Origin of the sequence: Imperialibacter sp., from assembly GCF_040222815.1 — a bacterium.
GTDB lineage: Bacteria > Bacteroidota > Bacteroidia > Cytophagales > Cyclobacteriaceae > Imperialibacter.
Genome location: NZ_JAVKCH010000048.1, coordinates 446,043 through 465,029, shown reverse-complemented (window position 1 = coordinate 465,029; position 18,987 = coordinate 446,043). Strand labels below are relative to the sequence as shown.

Annotated in this window: 18 protein-coding genes; 8 read left to right on the top strand and 10 right to left on the bottom strand. The window is 45.4% G+C overall.

Annotation, left to right across the window (positions count from 1 at the left end):
* Positions 1-179 precede the first annotated feature (179 nt).
* The 5 genes from RIF36_RS24980 to RIF36_RS24960 form a co-directional block, all read right to left on the bottom strand.
* Positions 180-791: a hypothetical protein gene (locus RIF36_RS24980; protein WP_350125569.1), complete on the bottom strand. Its 612-nt coding sequence runs from the start codon at positions 789-791 to the stop codon at positions 180-182.
* Between the two features lie 11 nt (positions 792-802).
* Positions 803-1,336: a hypothetical protein gene (locus RIF36_RS24975; protein ID WP_350125566.1), complete on the bottom strand. Its 534-nt coding sequence runs from the start codon at positions 1,334-1,336 to the stop codon at positions 803-805.
* A gap of 148 nt (positions 1,337-1,484) precedes the next feature.
* Positions 1,485-2,153: an FMN-binding negative transcriptional regulator gene (locus RIF36_RS24970; protein WP_350125563.1), complete on the bottom strand. Its 669-nt coding sequence runs from the start codon at positions 2,151-2,153 to the stop codon at positions 1,485-1,487.
* Between the two features lie 19 nt (positions 2,154-2,172).
* Positions 2,173-2,937, bottom strand: coding sequence for a class I SAM-dependent methyltransferase (locus tag RIF36_RS24965; RefSeq protein ID WP_350125560.1), 765 nt, complete (start codon positions 2,935-2,937; stop codon positions 2,173-2,175).
* 107 nt (positions 2,938-3,044) lie between these two features.
* The gene (locus RIF36_RS24960) at positions 3,045-3,962 is read right to left on the bottom strand and encodes a tyrosine-type recombinase/integrase (RefSeq protein ID WP_350125557.1); all 918 of its coding nucleotides are present in this window, start codon (positions 3,960-3,962) and stop codon (positions 3,045-3,047) included.
* Between the two features lie 85 nt (positions 3,963-4,047).
* On the opposite strand from RIF36_RS24960, the gene RIF36_RS24955 reads away from it, so the two are divergent.
* Positions 4,048-4,461, top strand: coding sequence for a hypothetical protein (locus RIF36_RS24955; RefSeq protein WP_350072389.1), 414 nt, complete (start codon positions 4,048-4,050; stop codon positions 4,459-4,461).
* A 92-nt stretch (positions 4,462-4,553) separates the two neighbouring features.
* Here the strand turns inward: RIF36_RS24955 and RIF36_RS24950 are convergent, their stop codons facing one another.
* Entirely contained in the window at positions 4,554-4,988 is a 435-nt protein-coding gene (locus RIF36_RS24950) for an HU family DNA-binding protein (protein ID WP_350090378.1), read from the bottom strand.
* A gap of 584 nt (positions 4,989-5,572) precedes the next feature.
* Positions 5,573-7,459 carry a M1 family metallopeptidase gene (locus RIF36_RS24945; RefSeq protein ID WP_350125554.1) on the bottom strand — a complete coding sequence of 629 codons (1,887 nt, stop codon included), beginning with the start codon at positions 7,457-7,459 and terminating at the stop codon, positions 5,573-5,575.
* 62 nt (positions 7,460-7,521) lie between these two features.
* Here RIF36_RS24945 and RIF36_RS24940 point away from each other — a divergent pair, with 62 nt between their 5' ends.
* Together RIF36_RS24940 and RIF36_RS24935 are read left to right on the top strand one after the other, a co-directional pair.
* Positions 7,522-8,187 carry a DNA alkylation repair protein gene (locus RIF36_RS24940; protein ID WP_350125551.1) on the top strand — a complete coding sequence of 222 codons (666 nt, stop codon included), beginning with the start codon at positions 7,522-7,524 and terminating at the stop codon, positions 8,185-8,187.
* An 84-nt stretch (positions 8,188-8,271) separates the two neighbouring features.
* Positions 8,272-8,646, top strand: a complete 375-nt coding sequence (locus RIF36_RS24935; protein WP_152000474.1) for a hypothetical protein — start codon at positions 8,272-8,274, stop codon at positions 8,644-8,646.
* 21 nt (positions 8,647-8,667) lie between these two features.
* On the opposite strand, the gene RIF36_RS24930 is transcribed toward RIF36_RS24935, so the two are convergent.
* From RIF36_RS24930 to alaS, 3 genes are read right to left on the bottom strand one after another with little or no spacing between them, the layout of a single operon-like run.
* Positions 8,668-9,777, bottom strand: coding sequence for a peroxiredoxin family protein (locus RIF36_RS24930; protein ID WP_350125548.1), 1,110 nt, complete (start codon positions 9,775-9,777; stop codon positions 8,668-8,670).
* A 28-nt stretch (positions 9,778-9,805) separates the two neighbouring features.
* On the bottom strand, positions 9,806-11,260 hold the full coding sequence (gatB, locus tag RIF36_RS24925) for an Asp-tRNA(Asn)/Glu-tRNA(Gln) amidotransferase subunit GatB (RefSeq protein ID WP_350072383.1): 1,455 nt from the start codon (positions 11,258-11,260) through the stop codon (positions 9,806-9,808).
* 14 nt (positions 11,261-11,274) lie between these two features.
* On the bottom strand, positions 11,275-13,917 hold the full coding sequence (gene alaS / locus RIF36_RS24920) for an alanine--tRNA ligase (RefSeq protein ID WP_350125545.1): 2,643 nt from the start codon (positions 13,915-13,917) through the stop codon (positions 11,275-11,277).
* A 233-nt stretch (positions 13,918-14,150) separates the two neighbouring features.
* Here alaS and RIF36_RS24915 point away from each other — a divergent pair, with 233 nt between their 5' ends.
* The 5 genes from RIF36_RS24915 (at position 14,151) to RIF36_RS24895 (ending at position 18,986) form a co-directional block, all read left to right on the top strand.
* A complete protein-coding gene (locus RIF36_RS24915) occupies positions 14,151-15,128 on the top strand; it encodes a M23 family metallopeptidase (RefSeq protein WP_152000470.1) in 978 nt (325 codons plus the stop codon).
* Between the two features lie 139 nt (positions 15,129-15,267).
* A complete protein-coding gene (locus RIF36_RS24910; protein ID WP_350125542.1) occupies positions 15,268-16,464 on the top strand; it encodes a CapA family protein in 1,197 nt (398 codons plus the stop codon).
* Position 16,465: 1 nt separating this feature from the next.
* The gene (locus RIF36_RS24905; RefSeq protein ID WP_152000468.1) at positions 16,466-16,813 is read left to right on the top strand and encodes a MerR family transcriptional regulator; all 348 of its coding nucleotides are present in this window, start codon (positions 16,466-16,468) and stop codon (positions 16,811-16,813) included.
* A complete protein-coding gene (dprA, locus tag RIF36_RS24900) occupies positions 16,810-17,913 on the top strand; it encodes a DNA-processing protein DprA (RefSeq protein WP_350072379.1) in 1,104 nt (367 codons plus the stop codon). Before RIF36_RS24905 ends, dprA begins: the two co-directional genes overlap by 4 nt.
* 11 nt (positions 17,914-17,924) lie before the next feature.
* On the top strand, positions 17,925-18,986 hold the full coding sequence (locus RIF36_RS24895) for a DnaJ domain-containing protein (RefSeq protein ID WP_350125539.1): 1,062 nt from the start codon (positions 17,925-17,927) through the stop codon (positions 18,984-18,986).
* Position 18,987 lies beyond the last annotated feature (1 nt).

The following is an 18,987-nucleotide window of genomic DNA, read 5'->3' as shown; positions in this document are numbered from 1 at the left end:
AACGCCTCAGTAAAGTGAGTGTGGGAGTTTGATGCAGCTCCGCTTCCACTGGCACTTAGCCACGGCGATATTAAAATTATAAATTGTGGCGGGCAATCCAAGCAAACTTCCCTATGACATCCAGTGAAGCCCACATTCACTTTACTGTTGTGTTAGAGTTCTTTAAACACTGCTTGGTTCTAATCCATTTTTCGTGATCCCTTGATTATTGCACCGCCGTAATTGGAACGTTGGCAAACGTCTGAGGTGGTGACAAAAAATATCAGTGTTTGGTCAGGGAGATTGACAAAGTTTGAAAAATCAATTTGGTAGGTTTTGTCTTGACATTCCTCAACAAGTAAATATTCATCATAAACATTCCTTAAGTGAATAAAGAATTTCTCTGCTTCGAATTCCCAGGTAATATCAATCCGAGTAGTGTCCGTAGCTTCAATCCTTGGTGGATTGTCAAGACTAAAAGAGGACTGTTCTTTGCAGCGAGATATATAAGCCCTGTCATGTCCAAAGGTGTTCATCAGCATTTGCGTCCTGTCGATAAGTATATTATCAAGAGAGTCTAGGTTCACCAGACAAGGTCCTCTAAACTGATACTCGTAATTCTGAAAATGTCGGACCTTTAGATAGCCAGACTCGTTTATTTGTACAAGGCCACCATTGATTTGAACGCCTTTTTTTAGTTTTTGATTATTGATAAAGCAGTTATCTGACTTCAGCACTTTGAAATTTTGTCCGCTAGCCTGAGTCAAGCCAATTGATATTAATGAACACACTATAATTGCTAATAGCCTCATAATCGCCTGAATTAGAGTTCCTTCAATCTTGTCATAGCTTCCTTGTGGCCATGCTTGTCAAGCAAAACTAGCCTGTCTCCGCTGAACTCAACAATGCTGGCAGTGTCCAGATAATTTAAGTCCTTGGCAATTAACATTAAGCCATCGTCTGTGGCCACTATCTGAAATGAGAGGTTTGAGGCAAAAATCCGGGGATGTTCTTTGTAGTCAACTGCCGTGTCAAGATCGTAGTAAAGTACTGTTCCCGCAGAATCAGTCTGGAAAATCAACTCTTGTATCCACAGTTCAGATCGCTTCGAAATATTGGTAAGTCTTGAGTTTTCATAGTGGTGCTCATAGTATCCTGAGTCCGTGGCAATAAGATACTCGTCCACCACTACAGCCTGAGGCTCGAAGTTTTCCTCGATCGTTGAAGAGACTGTGTCACCCACCAGAAATTCCGGGTTGTATACCCACATTCCATTAAGTTCGTCCCTGACGTCGGCCTTGGGTGCCTGGCAAGACAACGTCAGCATCAAAAGTATGAAAGTGGTCCCGTCTCGCATATGAACTCTAACGGTTAGTATATGAAAAGTAGGCGATTTCGAAGCACTAAACTTTCAGTTAAGCACTCAGTTTGATAAGAGCCAAAACCCTTGATTTTATTACTATTTCGCCTATTTTTTATATACATTGTTAGCGGTTCGTTGTTTATTACGAGTCAAATTTTGAACCGTCCCATTCAACACCTTCTGGAAAAAGTGCAGCTTTTCTTTTTGTCATTTCCTTGGCTATCATATCACTATAACCGCCAATTTCTTTAAGTTTTGATATGATGTTGTCATAACTTTTTTCGTCTCTGTTTTGGCTCAACTTAAATACATTTTCAAGTTTGTCTGCTTTAATTTCAAGGCCAACAATGGCAGGCATCATTTTACTTAAAAAATGGTCGGGCAGATTGTCGTAGAATGTTTGAGATTGCGTATTCCCTTTTTCAAATTTCAAGGTTAGTTTTTTCATGAAATTTACCAATTCGTCATTTGTCATAAATTTTGCTTCACCTTGTATATGTACACTCATATAATTCCAAGTTGAGCCAATTTGTGGATTACTGTACCAAGATGCACTTACATAACAACTTGGTCCTGTAAATACAAGTAAGCAATTTGGATTTTCAATAAATGCTTTGTGGTGGTCTGTATTTCGCATAATGTGTCCTTGTAAATACAACTCACCATTTCGCTCTTCCAATACGATAGGAATTTGGGTTGCGACTTGTCTGCCCGAATCAAAACTACCTGTCATAAATGCAAATGGATATTCTTCAATGAAGTCCAAAATTGCTTGTTTGTCTTTCTCTTTAAAATACGAAAAGTTGTACATATATACTTCTTTCTGTTTTTTAGTCGTTTAATTGTCTAAGTAAAAGTGTCGTGCAGAAATAGTCATTTTCTAATTCTTCACATTCGTCAATCTGATTTTGCAAGTATTCATTGAAAATTTCTTCCTTGTCAGGATATAGAGAGATTAATCGTTTCACATTTTCTTGAATAACGCCTGTATTTTGTCTATTAGTCTGTTTTAAGGTTTCTTTGTTCCAATCAATTCTGTCCAATATACGATAGCCTGTTTGCTCTATAATGTTTGTCATTTCTTTGTTGTTTATCATCCCTTCGGTCGATTTTTCTGCAAACATAAACTCAAGTAAAATGTAACCATCTTCCTTGACGCAATTCTTCAGTTGTTTTAATGTACTATCCAAATCTCCTAAAAGATCAGAGTCATACCCGTAAATGACAATGTCTTGTTTAGTAGTTGTATTTAGTGTTTCTAAAATATTTTCTGTTTTGAATTCTACCATATCAGAAACTGCAAATTCCTTTGCATAAATGTTAGCTTCTTCAATGAAGTCTGCAACTATGTCAACGCCAATAGCCTTTATGTCAAAACGTTGAGCTAGTTTTACTAAAACAGCTCCTTTACCACAACCAAGGTCAATAATACTCTTGTTTTTCCCCAAGTCATTTCTGGCAATGAGTTCAATAATATATTCGGGAGAACTGCCAAGTTCCCAAAGCCCTTTAAGTAATTCAGGAATATATCTTTCAAGTTCGTCACTTGTCAGGTCAAGCGAATTTTGAAACTCTTTCTTTTTTAAATTTTCCATATTTTTTTAACTAATGTTTTGTTTTTGTTGTAAGCTCTCTGCGCAATGACCGCTAACAACTGTGCAAGCACAATTGTCTTTATTTCGTATTTAAGTTAATCCCATTTTTATAACGAATCAAGCGGGCTACTGATGTTCGTCAGGTTGGTGTTGCACACGTGGGTGTAAATCTCGGTAGTTTTGCTGCTGCCGTGCCCAAGTAGCTGCTGAATATACCTGAGGTTGGTGCCATTTTCCAGCAGGTGAGTGGCAAATGAATGCCTCAGTGTGTGCACTGTTCCGGGCGCTGTTACGCCCGCCTTCTTTTTGGCCCGGTGAAACACATTCCTGATGCTGGTCACTGAGTATTTCGCATGAGCAGGCCCTTCAAAAAGGTATTGCTTTGGCCTTTCTTTCCGGTAGTAGTTGCGTAGCAAGTCCAGCATTTTAGGCGACAGCACGCTGAGCCTGTCCTTCTTGCCTTTGGCTCCCCTTATCCAGATCCTCATATTATCCGAATCAACGTCTTTGATTTCTATATCTATCGCTTCAGAAATTCTCAGTCCAGCCGAGTAAATAAGAGTCAGGATTGCTTCATGCTTGATATTGTGGCAATTACTCAAAATAGCTGCCACTTCTTTTTTGCTGAATACAGTCGGTAGCTTCTGCTCTTTCAGGGGGCGCTCAAGGTCATAATACCCGGTGGGCATGCCCATCACTTTTTCAAAGTAAAACTTGATCGCATTGATGCTTTGGTTCTGATACGAAGAGGATACATTTCTTTCTTTTACCAGCATTGCCTGATAGGCAAGTATGTCTTCCTTCCTTAGCTGCCTGATCGGCATCGGGTACATGGCTTTTAAAAACTCCCGAAACATATAAAAATACGTGCTCAGCGTCGATGCACTGTACCGGCGTATGACCAGCTTTTGTCTGAACAGGGCTAACGCCTCCTGGTATTCCTTTACCACCGGATCGGCCAGCCGGGCAGGTGGCGTGCTGCCTTGGGCTGCAGGATTGTAAACGATAGTTTGTTCAGTTTTCATAGACCTAAATAGAGAGAATATTTCTACCTTAAGTATGTTTATAAGCATTTATATACGTTTATAAGTATTTATAAAAACACTTATTATGTTAAGTAATAACTGTCAGCACTGTGGAGAAGCACTGGTAGGCAGGTGGGACAAACGATTTTGCGATGCCCAGTGCCGAAATGCCTACCACAACCGTCATAAAGGAGCCCTGGAGAAAAACATTCAGGTAGCCAATAAGCTTATCCGCCGGAATAGAAAAATTCTTTATACGTTGTGCCCAACCGGCAAGGCCACCGTGAGAAAAGACATTCTTGACCAGCTGAAATTCGATTTCAAACTTTTCACCACCATTTACCCTACCCAATCGGGCACTTATTACTTTTCATACGACTATGGGTTTATGCCCATTATTGAGCGTGGGACTATCCAAAAAGTGTTGATCATCCAATGGCAGGAGTACATGACGACGAAACCATTCGACCCATGGAGCCGTGTAGGGGCCAGTGCATAACCCCTGGTCTTCAGGCGGTGGTCAGCACCAGCCTTCTGGTAAAGACCTGATGCACGGCCCTCTTGTGCTGGTTTTGAAATAGCCAAGCTCCCTCACTTCTTCTTGGCATTGGCCACCCCGGCATTTTTCAGCTCAGAGGCGGTGGCCTTTTCGAATCTAAAGTATTTAAGTGCTTGCTTCATAGTGCCGCTTAACCGAATATGCAGTGTGGGCTTTTTGATGTGGTGGCGGGTGACCTTGGTCGGGTCGTCTTCCCCGCTGCATTTGATCTCCAGCCGCACAAAACCCAACTCCCCGAGGTCAATGTGGTTGTGCGTCTCCAGCATATCCACAATCGTTCCCTGTAGGGCGATGATCACCTGCTTCACCGTTGATCGACGGACATTGTACTCTCTTTCCATATGGGTCATCACATCTTCCTCAGTGGCTTTGCGCCTGGGCAGCAACGCCGGGTAGAACCTGTACTGCCCGCCACCAGCTTTTCCTGCTTCGCCCTTAGTAGTCACGTAGTATGGTATTTTTAGCATAGCGTTTTATTTGATGGCTTCAATATACTACCCAAATGCCTGGAAAATAATAGAATTTCATGCAAGTTAAACAGCCCATTGAAGACCCTTCCTGTATCACTTGCTGGCCATAAGCAGCCCCAGAACACATAAAGGCTTCATTGGAAAGTAAATGTGGCTACATTGAGGGTTAGATGTGGCTATATTGGAGCTTCATTAAGGCTATCCTGGAGGTGCAACATAGCTATGTGCGGAGCATTTGCTGCGCAGCAAATTGATTTTTACTGCGCTTCAGTCAGATGTTTGCTGCGCTGCAAGCAGGACAAAGCTGCGCTGTAAAGAAAAGGGGCTATTTGATACAGAAAGGAACGAATGGCGAAATCTTCCTTCTTTAATATACGAAATTTCCGGTGAAAAAGGTGGCTCAGCTTTTTACATATTCGCCGTAGCCCCTTAGGCGGACTCAATACCTGGTAAAAGTGGCAATCTGTTTAGTAAGCGTTGTTCCTACTAAGCAGATTGCCACAGGTATTTAATCAGTTTGAAAATTCGGGAATTTCAGCAACGCCTTCTATAGAACACTGATTACCGGCCACTCGATTGTCCTACTTATTAACCTTCTCCCCTTCTGCCTCCACAGCCGAGCGCCAGGGGTAGCTCTGATTCGTCCGGTCAGTGTCGGCCATGCGCTGCGTTGGATCTATCTCCATGTACCTGATGTCCTTCGGCTTCTTTGGAATACTGAAGGTATAGTACGGATGCGTCCAGGGCCAGTCGGTAAGAATCGTACGTGGGATACTCGGGTCATCATGTTCCTTCACTCCCCTCATTAAATCCAACGGAATATAAAACAGCTCCTTGCTGCCATCGGCATATTCCACATACAGCTCAATCGGCATAGGCATTTTTTCAATCCGCTCCAGGGTAACATTTGTTTGCTCTCCCTGCTCTTCCACCGACTTAATGCCATAGTCAATCGTCTTGGTGGAATTCACGAAGTACTCATAATACCAATCCAGCTCCAGGCCGGAGTTTTTTTCCTGAATCCGAACATAGTCATTCATATTGGGGTGCTTCATCTTCCAGGTATCAAAATACCTCCGCAGGCCCCGCATAAACGTTTCATGACCAATCACATAGCTCAGCTGGTGCTGCGAAACAGCCCCCTTCGAGTAAGCCGCAGAACCATAAGCCCTGTTGGTATTGTAATGGTCGGAATGTGTCGACATAGGCTCCTCCAGGCCACTTTCTGCCAGTGAGAAGTAAGAACGATACGAGCCCTCCAGCGGATTGATGTAATTGCCACCGTTTGGCCCATCGAAAAGGTAGTGCATGGTGATTTGCGTGGCGTAGTCGGTAAAGCCTTCATCCATCCAGGGGTACAGCGACTCGTTGGTGCCTAGTACGCCCTGGTACCAGCTGTGCAGCGCCTCGTGTACAGTCACGCCTACCAAACTGCGAACTGATCGATGCCCTGTGATCAAGGTCGACATTGGGTACTCCATGCCGCCGTCACCTCCCTGCACCACCGCAAATTTGTCGTAGGGGTATTTGCCAAAGTTCTTGTTAAGAAAGTCGAATGCCTTTGCAGCAATGCCTTGTAATTCTTTCCAGTTTTCAACGAGCGTATCGCCCTGATAAAAGAAATGCAAGGCTGGCCCACCAGGCACCTGAGCCACATCGTGCAGATAGTCAGGGTCGGCAGCCCACATAAAGTCGTGCACGTTCTGTGCTTTGAACTGCCAGGTCAACTTGTTACCCTTCGGTCTTTTGATCGCAGTGCCAGGTTTTGCATAGCCCTTACCTATTTGCTCAGGGTTCTGCAGGTAGCCAGAGCCACCAATCATGTAGGCGGAATCAATCGTGATGTTCACATTAAAATCGCCCCATGGTGCATAGAACTCTCTCCCTACGTACGGATCGGCATGCCAGCCCTCGTAGTCATATTCGGCCATCTTAGGGTACCATTGAGCCATCGAGTATTCCACGCCTTCCCTGTTATTCCAGCCACTTCTGCGGATCTGCAAAGGCACCTGCCCGTCAAACTCCATATCAAAAGTCACCTTGCTTTTTGGAAGAATGGGCTTGGCAAGGTTCACTTCCAGCACGGTGCCTTCTACAGCATACGAAAGCACTTTTCCATCTTGCTTCAGGCCGTTGATCTTCTGATAGCCGATCTGATCATCTTTCAAATGGTAAATTCTATCCATTACCCGCCTGTCCGGGTCGGCGATTGTGCGGGAGCGAACGTCCATCGAACTTCCCGGCTGAAAAGCATTGAAGTAAAGGTGATAAAACACTTTCGTGAGCGTGTCAGGAGAGTTGTTGTAATAGACGAGCTTTTGCTTGCCCTTGAACTGATGGGCAGATACATCCATGTCAATATCCATGGTGTACTCTACACGCTGCTGCCACCTGTCGGGTTGAGCGAGTGCAGCCGTTGTTAAAAAGGTAAAAAGCAGTGCTAAATTTAAGTTTGTAGGTCGAGTCATTGGTTTGATAACGGTTATTTTGCCAAAGTAGTAAGTTTAACCAGAAACAGTAACATCAATTTATGGAGACGGTAGAAAGTGTTATTAGTGGTTTGAAATATCTGGCAAATGACGGGATAAAGAAAGGTGTTGAGCGGTTTGGCATCCCATCCGAAAAAGCGCTGGGCATCAAAACACCTGAGCTCCGCAAAATAGCCAAAAGCATCAAAAAGAACCACAGCCTTGCTATGCAGCTTTGGCAAACCGACATCCATGAAGCAAAAGTGCTCGCCAGTATGATCGGCGACCCGAAACAAATGACTACGGAACAAATGGATGCATGGGTGGCAGACATGTATTCCTGGGATGTGTGCGACCAGTGCTGCGGCAACCTGTTTGTGTATACCCGCTTCTGGAAAAGTAAAGTAGCCGAATGGATCCCCTCCGAACATGAGTTCACCCGAAGGGCAGGCATTGTGCTAATAGCCGAAGCCACCATGCACCAAAAGAATAACGTAACCGACGACGAGCTGCGCTTGATGCTTCACAAAGCGATTGAGGTAGCTGATGACCCCCGGAATTTCATAAAGAAAGCAATAAGCTGGGCAATGAGGCAGGTGGGGAAGAAAAGGCCTCATCTAACTGTCGAGGTGATTGAACTGGCAAGGAAACTCCAGGCCACAGATGACAAGACCAGCAAGTGGATTGCCAGTGATGTGATTCGGGAGTTAGAAAAGAGGCGGTCTTGAATTCTCGGCCAGACAAAAAAAGCCTTTGCATGTCACTAAACGTCTCTTTGAAACAAATGAGAAAAAAACTTACTTTTATACTGAATGGATAACGAAAGACTAAACATGCGAGTCAATCAAATAGAAGAGCAGTTGAGCAATACCTTGAAAGCCATTGATAAGCTTACTGCTGATATTGACGCTTTGAAAGACTACGCTGTTGAAAATAACAAGGTAGTCAATGGGATCTTACGAAAACTCGATGACCAGGGGGAACGGATGGATAAAGTCCTTTTAAGGATGGAAAAGGAAGAAAAGAACAGGAAGTCCGAATTGGAGCACGAACGCAAGCAAAGGCAGCAAGAGTTGGATGCTCAAAACGAGCGGTTCATGAATGCTTTGAACGAAGACAGAAAATTAAGAATGGAAGAAATGGCCATCATGAACCGACGGCTTGAGTTCCTTGAAAGCAAAGCATGAACTTCGCCATCAGCGAAAACCCTATCCAAAAATCTCCTCAAGCTTCCTCTCCAATGACTCTCCTCTAAGGTTCTTGGCAACGATCTTCCCATCAGGGCCAATCAAATAGGTAGCAGGAATAGCATTGATTTGGTAGGTAGCGGCCGCTTCCGAATTAAAGTATTTCAAATCCGACACATGCTTCCATGTAAGGCCGTCGTCTTCTATTGCCTGGAGCCAGGCATCCCTGGTTCGATCAAGAGAAACACCCAATATTTCAAACCCCTTGTCCTTGTACCTGTTATAAGAAGCCAGCACATTCGGATTTTCCTGACGGCAGGGCTTGCACCAGGCAGCCCAGAAGTCCACCAGCACGTATTTTCCTCTTAGCGATGACAACGCAATTGATTCGCCATCTGGATTTGGCAGGTTAATTTCCGGAGCCATTGCCCCCACGGCCAACGCCCTCATATTGTCCACCCTGGTCACCAGCTCTTTGGTAAAACGGGAATCAGGCAGCCCATTCTGAAACCTGGTGGCCAGGCTATCGAAAAAAGGAAACTGCGCCTCGGCGTCCATGTAATTCAAGGCAAATATGGCCGACACCGAGTTATCCATCGACCAGATTAGCTTTTTCATGTTTTTACTAAAGCTGGCTTCGATGTCAATATACTGCTCCCGTATTTTATTAGCCGTCTCAATATCACCCGACATCATGGCCTGGCTATAGTCATTGTTGATCATCTGCACGTCGGACTGAAACTTGGCATTGAGCTTGCCGGCGGCTTCGAAGTATTCCGTGTCCTTTGAGCCAGTCACAGTGAATGGAGCTTGAGGGGAATAAGCTTCCACCTCTATATAAACATCGCTTTTGTCCAGCACCAAAGGAACTACCTGCTTGCCATAGAAGTTGATGCGGAGGAAGGAAGGTTCAGTGATTTGAACGTAGGTCTCAAATGTGCTGTCGGCTGCCAATGTGAGCGTATCGATAGGGTCAATTCCCTCGAGACCCAGCATTTCTAGCTGAATGATGCCTGTTTCTTGTGGGAATTTTACTTTTCCAGCAATCTTCAACCCATCCTGACTTGTGCCCTCAGAACACGAGGTAATAAGTAAAACTCCTGCTAATACTACGACAAGATACTTTATCATCTTTCTGTTTTTTTCTCTAACAAGACTTCTAAGCCAATGATTCAACCAAAAGTTGGTTAGTTAGTTTCGGATCAGCCTTTCCATTGGTTTTTTTCATCACCTCACCCATAAACATGCCTAGCAGTCCCTTTTTACCGCTTTTGTACATGGCCACTTTATCGGCATTTTGGGCGAGTACTTCATTTATCACAGGCATCAGCACATCGCTGTCCGACTCCTGCACCAGGTTCATGTCATGCGCAATGTCGTGAGGTGCCTTGCCCGTTTTTATCACCTCTGGAAAGATATTCTGGCAGGCCACAGTGTAGCTCACCGTTCCCTTTTCCACCAGATTAACCAGATCGGCCAGCATAGCACCTGTGAGCGAAAGCTTGCGCAGGGATGTGCCATTTTCCTTCAGATAACTCTTAATGGGCCCCATGAGCCAATTGCTTACCTGTTTATAGCAAGTGGTATAAGCAATGGCCTCTTCGAACAGGTGCGCAAAGTCTCTCTTTTCGGTGATCACCAGGGCATCGTAGCTTGGCAGGCCATACTTTTGCGTGAAGTCGTCGTAGTACTGACGGGGAAGCTTGGCCATCTTTTTGCGGATGTCTTCCAGCATAGTGTCATCCACAACAAAGGGCGCCAGATCGGGCTCAGGGAAATACCTGTAGTCGTTCAGCTCCTCCTTCATCCGCATGCCGTAAGTCTGGTTCTTTTCGGGATCAAACAGCCTGGTCTCTGAAATGATCTTTTTCCCTTGTAAGGTAAGGTTGGTCTGCCTTTCTATTTCTACCTCAATCGCCTTCTGCACGTACCTGATACTGTTGAGGTTTTTCACTTCTACTTTGTTGCCCAGCGTGGTCACTCCCTTTTTACGAATCGACACGTTGGCATCGCAACGCAGTGAGCCTTCTTCCATATGACCATCCGAAATACCCAGGAAACGCACCATCTTCCTGATCTCAGTAAGGAAGGCACCGGCATCCTGCGATGAGGTAATCATGGGATCAGTCACTATTTCAATCAAAGGCACACCAGCCCGGTTGTAGTCCACGGCCGAAATATCTTTGCCATCCACGTGCATCAATTTGCCCGCATCTTCCTCCATGTGGATCTTATGAAGCATGATCTTTTTCGGCGTGTTGGTATCAAAACCAATTTCAACATAGCCGCCTTTGCAGATCGGGGTTTTGTCCTGCGTCACCTGATAGCCCTTCGGAAGGTCGGGGTAGAAGTAGTTCTTTCTGTCAAAGAAATTGTATCGCCCAATTTCACTGTGGCAGGCGAGCCCCATTTCAATAGCGTATTCCAGTGCCTTTTTATTCAGCTTAGGCATGCTGCCAGGGTGACCCAGGCTAATCACGTGAATATGCTGATTGGGTTCTGAACCAAACTTATTGGCATCCGGTGAAAACACCTTGCTTTTAGTCTGCAGTTGCACATGCACTTCCAGTCCAATAACGGCCTCAAAGCTATTCTTGTCCTTCAAATCACTCATTAGATGCACTTCGGTTAAGCAAGCGAGCTCAAATTAAGCGCTTTTGCCAGTAAATCATTTGCTTTTTCCACCACTTTGGGCAATCCGTTAATGTCTTTTCCTCCTGCAGTAGCGAAAAACGGTTGTCCGCCTCCACCACCTTGTATTTCTCTGGCCAGGTCACGCACGATGAGCCCGGCATTTAATCCAAATTTTTCCACAAGCGAATCGTCGAACATCACAGCTACCTGAGGCTTGCCGTCAATATTCGCTGCCAGCACCATGGCCAGCGAGCTCAACTCATTTCTGAGCTCATAAGCCAATTTTTTCAAACTGTCGGCATCAGGCAAAGTCACCTCCGCCACCAGCAAGCTGATGCCATCAATTGTCTTCACGTCCGTAAGCAAGTCCTGCTTCACGCCCTGCGACGCTTTTAAGCGATATCCTTCAAGCTCCTTTGTGAGGTTTTGTTTCTCTTCCAGTAGCTGCGCCACAGCCTTGGCCAGGTCTTTCGGATTCTTCAGCAATTCCTTCATCTCATTCACCAGCATGTCCTGCTCCATCAGGAGAGACTCCGCCTTATCGGCCGTCACTGCCTCGATGCGTCGCACACCAGCAGCCACACTGCTTTCAGAAACGATTTTGAGAAAACCGATCTGGCCAGTGGCACGCACGTGAGTGCCTCCACACAATTCTACCGAATAGTGTGGATCAAAAGTAATGACACGCACAAACTCACCGTACTTTTCTCCGAACAGCGCCATGGCTCCTAACTGTTTAGCCTCGGCAATGGGCACATTGCGGCGCTCATTCAGCGCTATGTTTTCTCTTATTTTTCTGTTGGTAATGGCCTCCACCTTTCTGATCTCTTCATCAGTCATTTTTGCAAAATGAGAGAAGTCGAACCGAAGAACGTCGGGAGAAACCAAAGATCCTTTCTGCTGCACATGAGTGCCAAGCACCTGCCTGAGTGCTGCATGCAGCAAGTGAGTTGCACTGTGGTTATTCTCCGTTAGTGTTCTCTTATAACCATCGACTTTTGCCTGTAATGGCAATGATGGGTCTTTGGGTAGCTCGGATACAAAGTGAATGATCAGGTCATTCTCCTTTTTCGTGTCCAGCACCTTTATTTTCTGATCGCCAGAAGTAAGCAGTCCTTTGTCACCCACCTGTCCGCCACTTTCGGCATAAAACGGTGTGTTGTCAAGCACAAGTTGAAACAACTTATTTCCTTTGTCTTCTATCTCTCTGTATTTTACTACCTGGGCGGTAGATTCCAGGTTGTCGTAGCCAATAAAGCCAAGCTCTTCGTCCTGCTTCACCTCTACCCAATCGCCAGTCGACACTTTTGACGACTTCTTCGAACGGTCTTTCTGCTGCTGCATTTCCGTTTGGAAACCAGCTTCATCCACCGTCAATCCATTCTCTCTGGCGATCAATGCCGTTAAGTCAAGCGGAAATCCGTAAGTGTCGTAAAGCTCGAAAGCAACAGCACCGCTGATTTCATTCCCCTTCAGCGACTGCTTAATCACCTCGATCCGCTTGAGCCCCTTGTCAAGTGTGCGCAGGAAAGATGTTTCTTCCTCGAAAATTACTTTGGCAATAAAGTCCTTTTGACCCACCAGCTCCGGAAACACACCAGCAAACTGATCGGAAAGCACCGGCACCAAAGTATGGAGAAACGGCTCATTAAACTTCAGGAAGGTGTATCCGTAGCGCACCGCACGTCTCAAAATTCTTCTTATCACATAGCCAGCCTTTACATTAGAAGGCAGCTGCCCGTCAGCAATAGCGAACGAAATAGCCCTGATGTGATCGGAAATCACCCTCATGGCAATATCCGTCTTTTCATCGTCGCCATACGCCACCCCTGCCTTTTCGGACAGCACAGCGATCATAGGCTGGAAGACGTCGGTATCGTAGTTCGACTTTTTGCCCTGCAAAGCCATCACAAGCCTTTCGAAGCCCATGCCCGTGTCCACATGCTTGGCTGGCAGCGACTTAAGGCTTCCGTCCGATACCCTGTTGAACTGAATAAATACAAGGTTCCAGATTTCTACCACCTGAGGATGCCCCATGTTAACCATCTCTCTGCCAGGCACCTTCGCTATTTCAGCGGCATCTCTTAAGTCGATGTGTAATTCAGAACAAGGGCCGCAAGGGCCTGTATCACCCATTTCCCAGAAATTGTCTTTCTTCGAGCCATCCAGCACCCTATCGGCAGGCAAATGAGCATTCCATAGGTCAAATGCCTCATTGTCTTTCTCTAAGTTTTCTGATTCATCTCCACCAAACACCGTCGCATACAACCTGTCCTTGGGCAGCTTATACACTTCCGTGAGCAGCTCCCATGCCCAGTTAATCGCATCTTTTTTGAAATAATCCCCAAAAGACCAGTTGCCAAGCATTTCGAACATGGTGTGGTGGTAGGTATCCAACCCCACTTCCTCAAGATCGTTGTGTTTTCCTGACACTCTCAGACATTTCTGTGTGTCAGCTATTCGCTTTACCTGCGCTTCCTTATTGCCAAGAAAGTAGTCTTTGAACTGATTCATACCCGCATTGGTAAACATCAATGTAGGGTCGTTTTGAACTACCATGGGGGCGGAAGGCACTATTTTATGGCCTTTGCTTTCAAAAAATTGAAGGAACTTCTGTCTTATCTCTGCTGCTGTCATTTGAATAAAACGGTCTGATAAACTGTAGCATCTTAGAATTGTACAGTTTACTTATCAATAACTAAAGGGGTTTATGCTGCTTTCAAACTTACCGGAGGTTGGGAAATATCCAGAATATGTTTAAAAATTCTTATATTGCGCCTGAATTATAACGGAATTCAGAATTTTCCGTAAAAGCGATGAGATTCGCTTATATAGAAGCAAAGTTACAATAAAAGACTAACTGTCAACCTATGGCTAGGATAAAATATTACTACGACACCGAAACATGCAAATATGAGCGTGTGAAGGTCAGCTCCTGGGATATTTTCCTTAATCTTCTAGGCTTCTTTACTGTCTCCCTCATTTTGGCTATAGGCATTCTTTTGGGCTACAACACCTATTTTGACTCCCCCAAAGAAGCCCTTCTCAAGAAAGAGAATGAAGAGCTTAATATGTACTATGAGCTTCTCAAGAAGGACATGAATGACACTCAGGAGATGCTCGCCTCACTTCAAAATAGGGACGATCAGATTTACCGTGTTATTTTTGAAGCAGAGCCTATCCCGTCGTCGATAAGAGAAGCGGGAGTTGGAGGGGCAAACCGTTACAAGGACATGATAGAGTCTGACCTTCAGCGAGAAGAATTGATTGTAGAGTCGTTTAAAAAACTCGACAAGCTGAAGAAGCAGATGTATATTCAAACCAAGTCGTTTGATGAAATCATGAAGCTGGCTAAGAATAAAGAAGAACTTTGGGCTGCCACGCCTGCTATTCAGCCAATATCCAACAAAGAGTTAAAGCGCCTTGCTTCAGGTTATGGAATAAGAATTGATCCCATCCTGAAAACGTCTAAAATGCACGCAGGTGTTGACTTTTCTGCGGAGAGAGGCACACCCATTTATGCCACCGGAGACGGTGTAGTAAAATCTGTGCGATATGACTTTGGCGGATACGGCAAGTATGTGGTTATAGACCATGGCTTTGGCTACGAAACCTTATACGGCCACATGGACTTACAAAACGTGAAAGTAGGTCAGAAGGTCAAAAGAGGTGAGACGATCGGTTTTGTTGGAAGCACCGGAAAGTCTACTGCTCCTCACGTGCATTATGAAGTGCATATTAATGGCAAGGCCACCGACCCTGTTCACTACTTCTTCCAGGGAGTTACGCCTGAAGAATATGAAGAAATACTCAGACTTGCTTCTGTTGAAAACCAATCACTTGGATAAAAAGAGTTGAATCTGAACATGAAGGCAGCTTTCCTGGAAGGCTGCCTTTTTTGTGTCAATAAATTGTGGATAAATTTCATGTAAATTGAAAAGCCACTTCCACCTTGATACTCTATTTTTGTGCCACACCATCCAAACCATGTTCAAGCAATCAGGGTTCATACTACTATTGTCGTTAGCTGCCTTTTCCTGCAAAACCAGCAGGGTGGCATCTACTGTCGGCAATACCCCTAGCCCCGTGGTGAAAGACACTGTTGCTCTCCCTCCGCCTGCTCCGGTGTATATTACAATGGAAGGCGATACGCTCATTAAATTAGGAGAAGAGGTCGCCCTGGAGGTGTTTGAGGTAGTACCCGACACATTGACCGTCATTGGCGTTGGCGACATTATGCTGGGGACAGAATACCCTTCGAAGGAATACTTACCACCATCAAATGGCAGTATGCTGCTGAGCGATGTAGCCGACATCTTAAAGGACGCAGATATTACTTTTGGCAACTACGAAGGAGTGCTTATTGACGAAGAAGGCACCCCCAAAGAATGTAACAACCCAAAGCTCTGCTATCTTTTCAAAACGCCGGAACACTATGCAGTTCATTTGAAAGAAGCTGGCTTCGATGTAATGAGCCTGGCCAATAACCACGCTGGTGATTTTGGCCCGGAGGGGCGAAAAAGCTCCATCGAAGTACTTACTGGGCTGGGGATTGCTGTGGCGGGCACTCAGTCTACACCCTACACGATCTTCGAAGCTAAAAAAACCAAAATAGGCTTTGCGGCTTTTGCCCCAAACACAGGCACCATCAGTATTCACGACTACGCCCGGGCCAGGGAGATCATTCAACACCTCGACTCCATGTGTCAGATAGTAATTGTTTCGTTTCATGCAGGTGGTGAGGGGCCAGAATTTCAGCACGTTACCAGGAAAAGAGAATCATTTGTGGGCGAGGACAGAGGTAATGTATATGAATTTGCCCGGTTGGTTATTGACGCCGGTGCCGACATCGTCTTTGGTCACGGCCCCCATGTAACCAGGGCGGTGGATCTTTACGAGGGGAAATTTATAGCCTACAGTATGGGCAATTTTTGTACCTATCGCCGGTTTAATCTTAAGGGTCCTAATGGTATCGCTCCCATCGTAAAACTATGGGTAAATGGACAAGGTGATTTCCTTCAGGGCCAAATTTACTCCACTCACCAGCTAGGGTCTGGAGGGCCGCTTGTCGACGATAATCAGAAAGTGCTTCGTAAAATAAAAGAGCTAACCTTACAGGACTTTCCTGATACAGCATTGGAAATTTTAGATGATGGTTTGATCACTTTTAAAATCAATAATTAACGTGCCATACAAAGAAAAAGAGATCGAGAAAAAATACTACACCATCGGCGAGGTAGCTGACATGATGGATGTAGCCACTTCCCTTATTCGGTTTTGGGAGACAGAATTTGACATCATCAAACCCAAGAAAAACCGAAAGGGAAACAGACAGTTTACCAAAGAAGACCTGGAAAACGTAAAACTTATCTACCACCTGGTAAAAGAAAAAGGCTATACCCTGCAGGGAGCACGTGATTTTTTAAAGACAAATGCCAAAAAAGCAAAGGATACTCTGGAAATGATTGATGGATTGAAGAATGTCAGGTCTTTCCTCGTTAAATTAAGAGGCGAGTTAGAACAGAAAGATTGACAGAAGAAAAGTTATATCAGTTAGCCCTCCAATTGGTTCCGGGAGTTGGGCCCCGCATGGCACGCATGCTCATCAGTCATCTGGGATCAGCCTCTTCTATTTTTAAAACACCGAAAGGGAAACTTAAGAAGATCAACGGTATTGGAGAAAAAACCGCTGAAGCACTGATTCAGGCTGACTTTTTAAAGGAGGCCGAGAAAGTGCTGGAGCGCTGCGGAAAGCAAGATACCGAAGCCATATTCTTTACGGATGAAGCCTATCCTGAACGACTAAAACACATCTACGATGCTCCTCTGATAATTTTCAAAAAAGGGGATGGAACGTTGGACACGGCGAAGGCAGTGGCTATTGTTGGCACAAGAAGCGCCACCGATTATGGCAGGGAAGTTACCCGTGAAATTATTCAGTCGCTTATTCCATACAATCCACTTATCGTAAGTGGCCTCGCCTACGGCATCGACATAGAAGCTCACAGGGCAGCGCTTGACAATGGCCTTCCCACGTTTGGCGTAATGGCCTCTGGCACCGACGTCATTTATCCCTCGGTTCATAAACACACAGCACTCAAAATGCTCGAAAAAGGGGGATTGGTGACAGAATATGCGCCTGGCACCAAGCCTGAAGCTTCCTTCTTTCCGGCACGAAACAGGATCATTGCCGGCCTGGCCGAGGCCGTGATAGTAGTAGAAGCTGCCAGCCGGGGGGGTGCACTCATCACAGCGGAAATTGCCAATTCCTACGACAGGGAAGTACTCGCTATTCCCGGCAACCTTGGCAATAGTTTTTCAGAGGGATGCAATAAACTTATAGAACAACAGAAAGCCCATATTTATACATCAGCGGAAAGTCTTGCTTCCCTGCTCAATTGGGACCTTACTTCGTCCACAAAAAAGAAGACCGCCACCAAGCCACCAGCCCTGAGCGAAATGGCGTCCAAAATATGGGATTCGCTGGAGAAACAGCCCAATGGCATCCATTTGGACACTTTGAGCTGGAACACGCAAATACCGATTCATCAATTAGCCTCCGAATTACTAAATTTGGAGTTTGAGGGTTTTGTGAAGTCCCTCCCTGGAAAGCAATTTAAACTTATCAGGTAATCAGGGTAAAAATGGCAGACCATTATCAGGTTTTAGGTGTTCAGTACGGTGCCACGCAAGTGCAAATAAAGGCTGCTTACCGGAGATTGGCACTCAAATACCACCCTGACAAAAACCCGGGGAACCCAGATGCCGAGGAGAGGTTTAAGCAAGTAGTGGAGGCTTACCAGGTACTCACAAGCACTGGAGCTACGTTTACATACGAGCAATTCAGCCCACCAAAACCACCACCCTCATCCAGTTCCCCAAGAGATCGTGACCCTTATTTTAAAAGGAACAAGGCACGGGCACGGAAGCCGCCGGAACCTGTGGTCTTCTCCCGGCGCACAAAAATCATGGTGAGCTTATTCATGGTGCTTTTGATTGGGCTGGTGATCTGCATTCCGCTTTCCATGCAGGTGTATGCGTCCATTTATTACTATAACGAAGCAAAAGAGCTTTATGCAGAGAAGAAGTGGTTCGCTGCATTAAAACAACTTGACTTTGCTTACAGAAGTGTTGGTGTACGAAACCTGGAAACCGCCAGGATGGCGACCGTTCTGTCCTCCGAAAAACTGAAGTTCTTTAATGGTTCTTTGCCACACATCAGCAAGGGGCTCCGCTATTCCGAAACGGCTGCAGACAGTGCTTTCTTCTACCTGAAAAAAGGCATTGCACTTAAAAATTCATCTAAGTTTGATGAGGCTGACAGCGCTTTTTACAACGCTTTGATGAAACAACCAAACTGGGACAGCGCCTACTACTACCTGGGTGAGGTCAGCACATTTGGCAAACAAGACTATGAAAGTGGCCTAAGGCACTTCTCCCATGCCCTTGAAATCAACCCCGACTATTCTGACTGCTTTATGGGCCGGGGCTATTGTCACTATCAGCTCAAAAACTTCGATATTGCTGTTCTTGACTTCAACTCATTTCTCAAATACTCCAGCAAAGACAGAGGCACTGGCTTCTACCTCAGGGGAATGGCCCTGCTTGAAACTGAGTACCCTCAGCTTGCCTGTCGGGACTTTTTGGAGGCAGAAAAGCTTGGATCAAAGGGCGGGAAGGATGCCTGGTTAAAATTCTGCCAGTAAA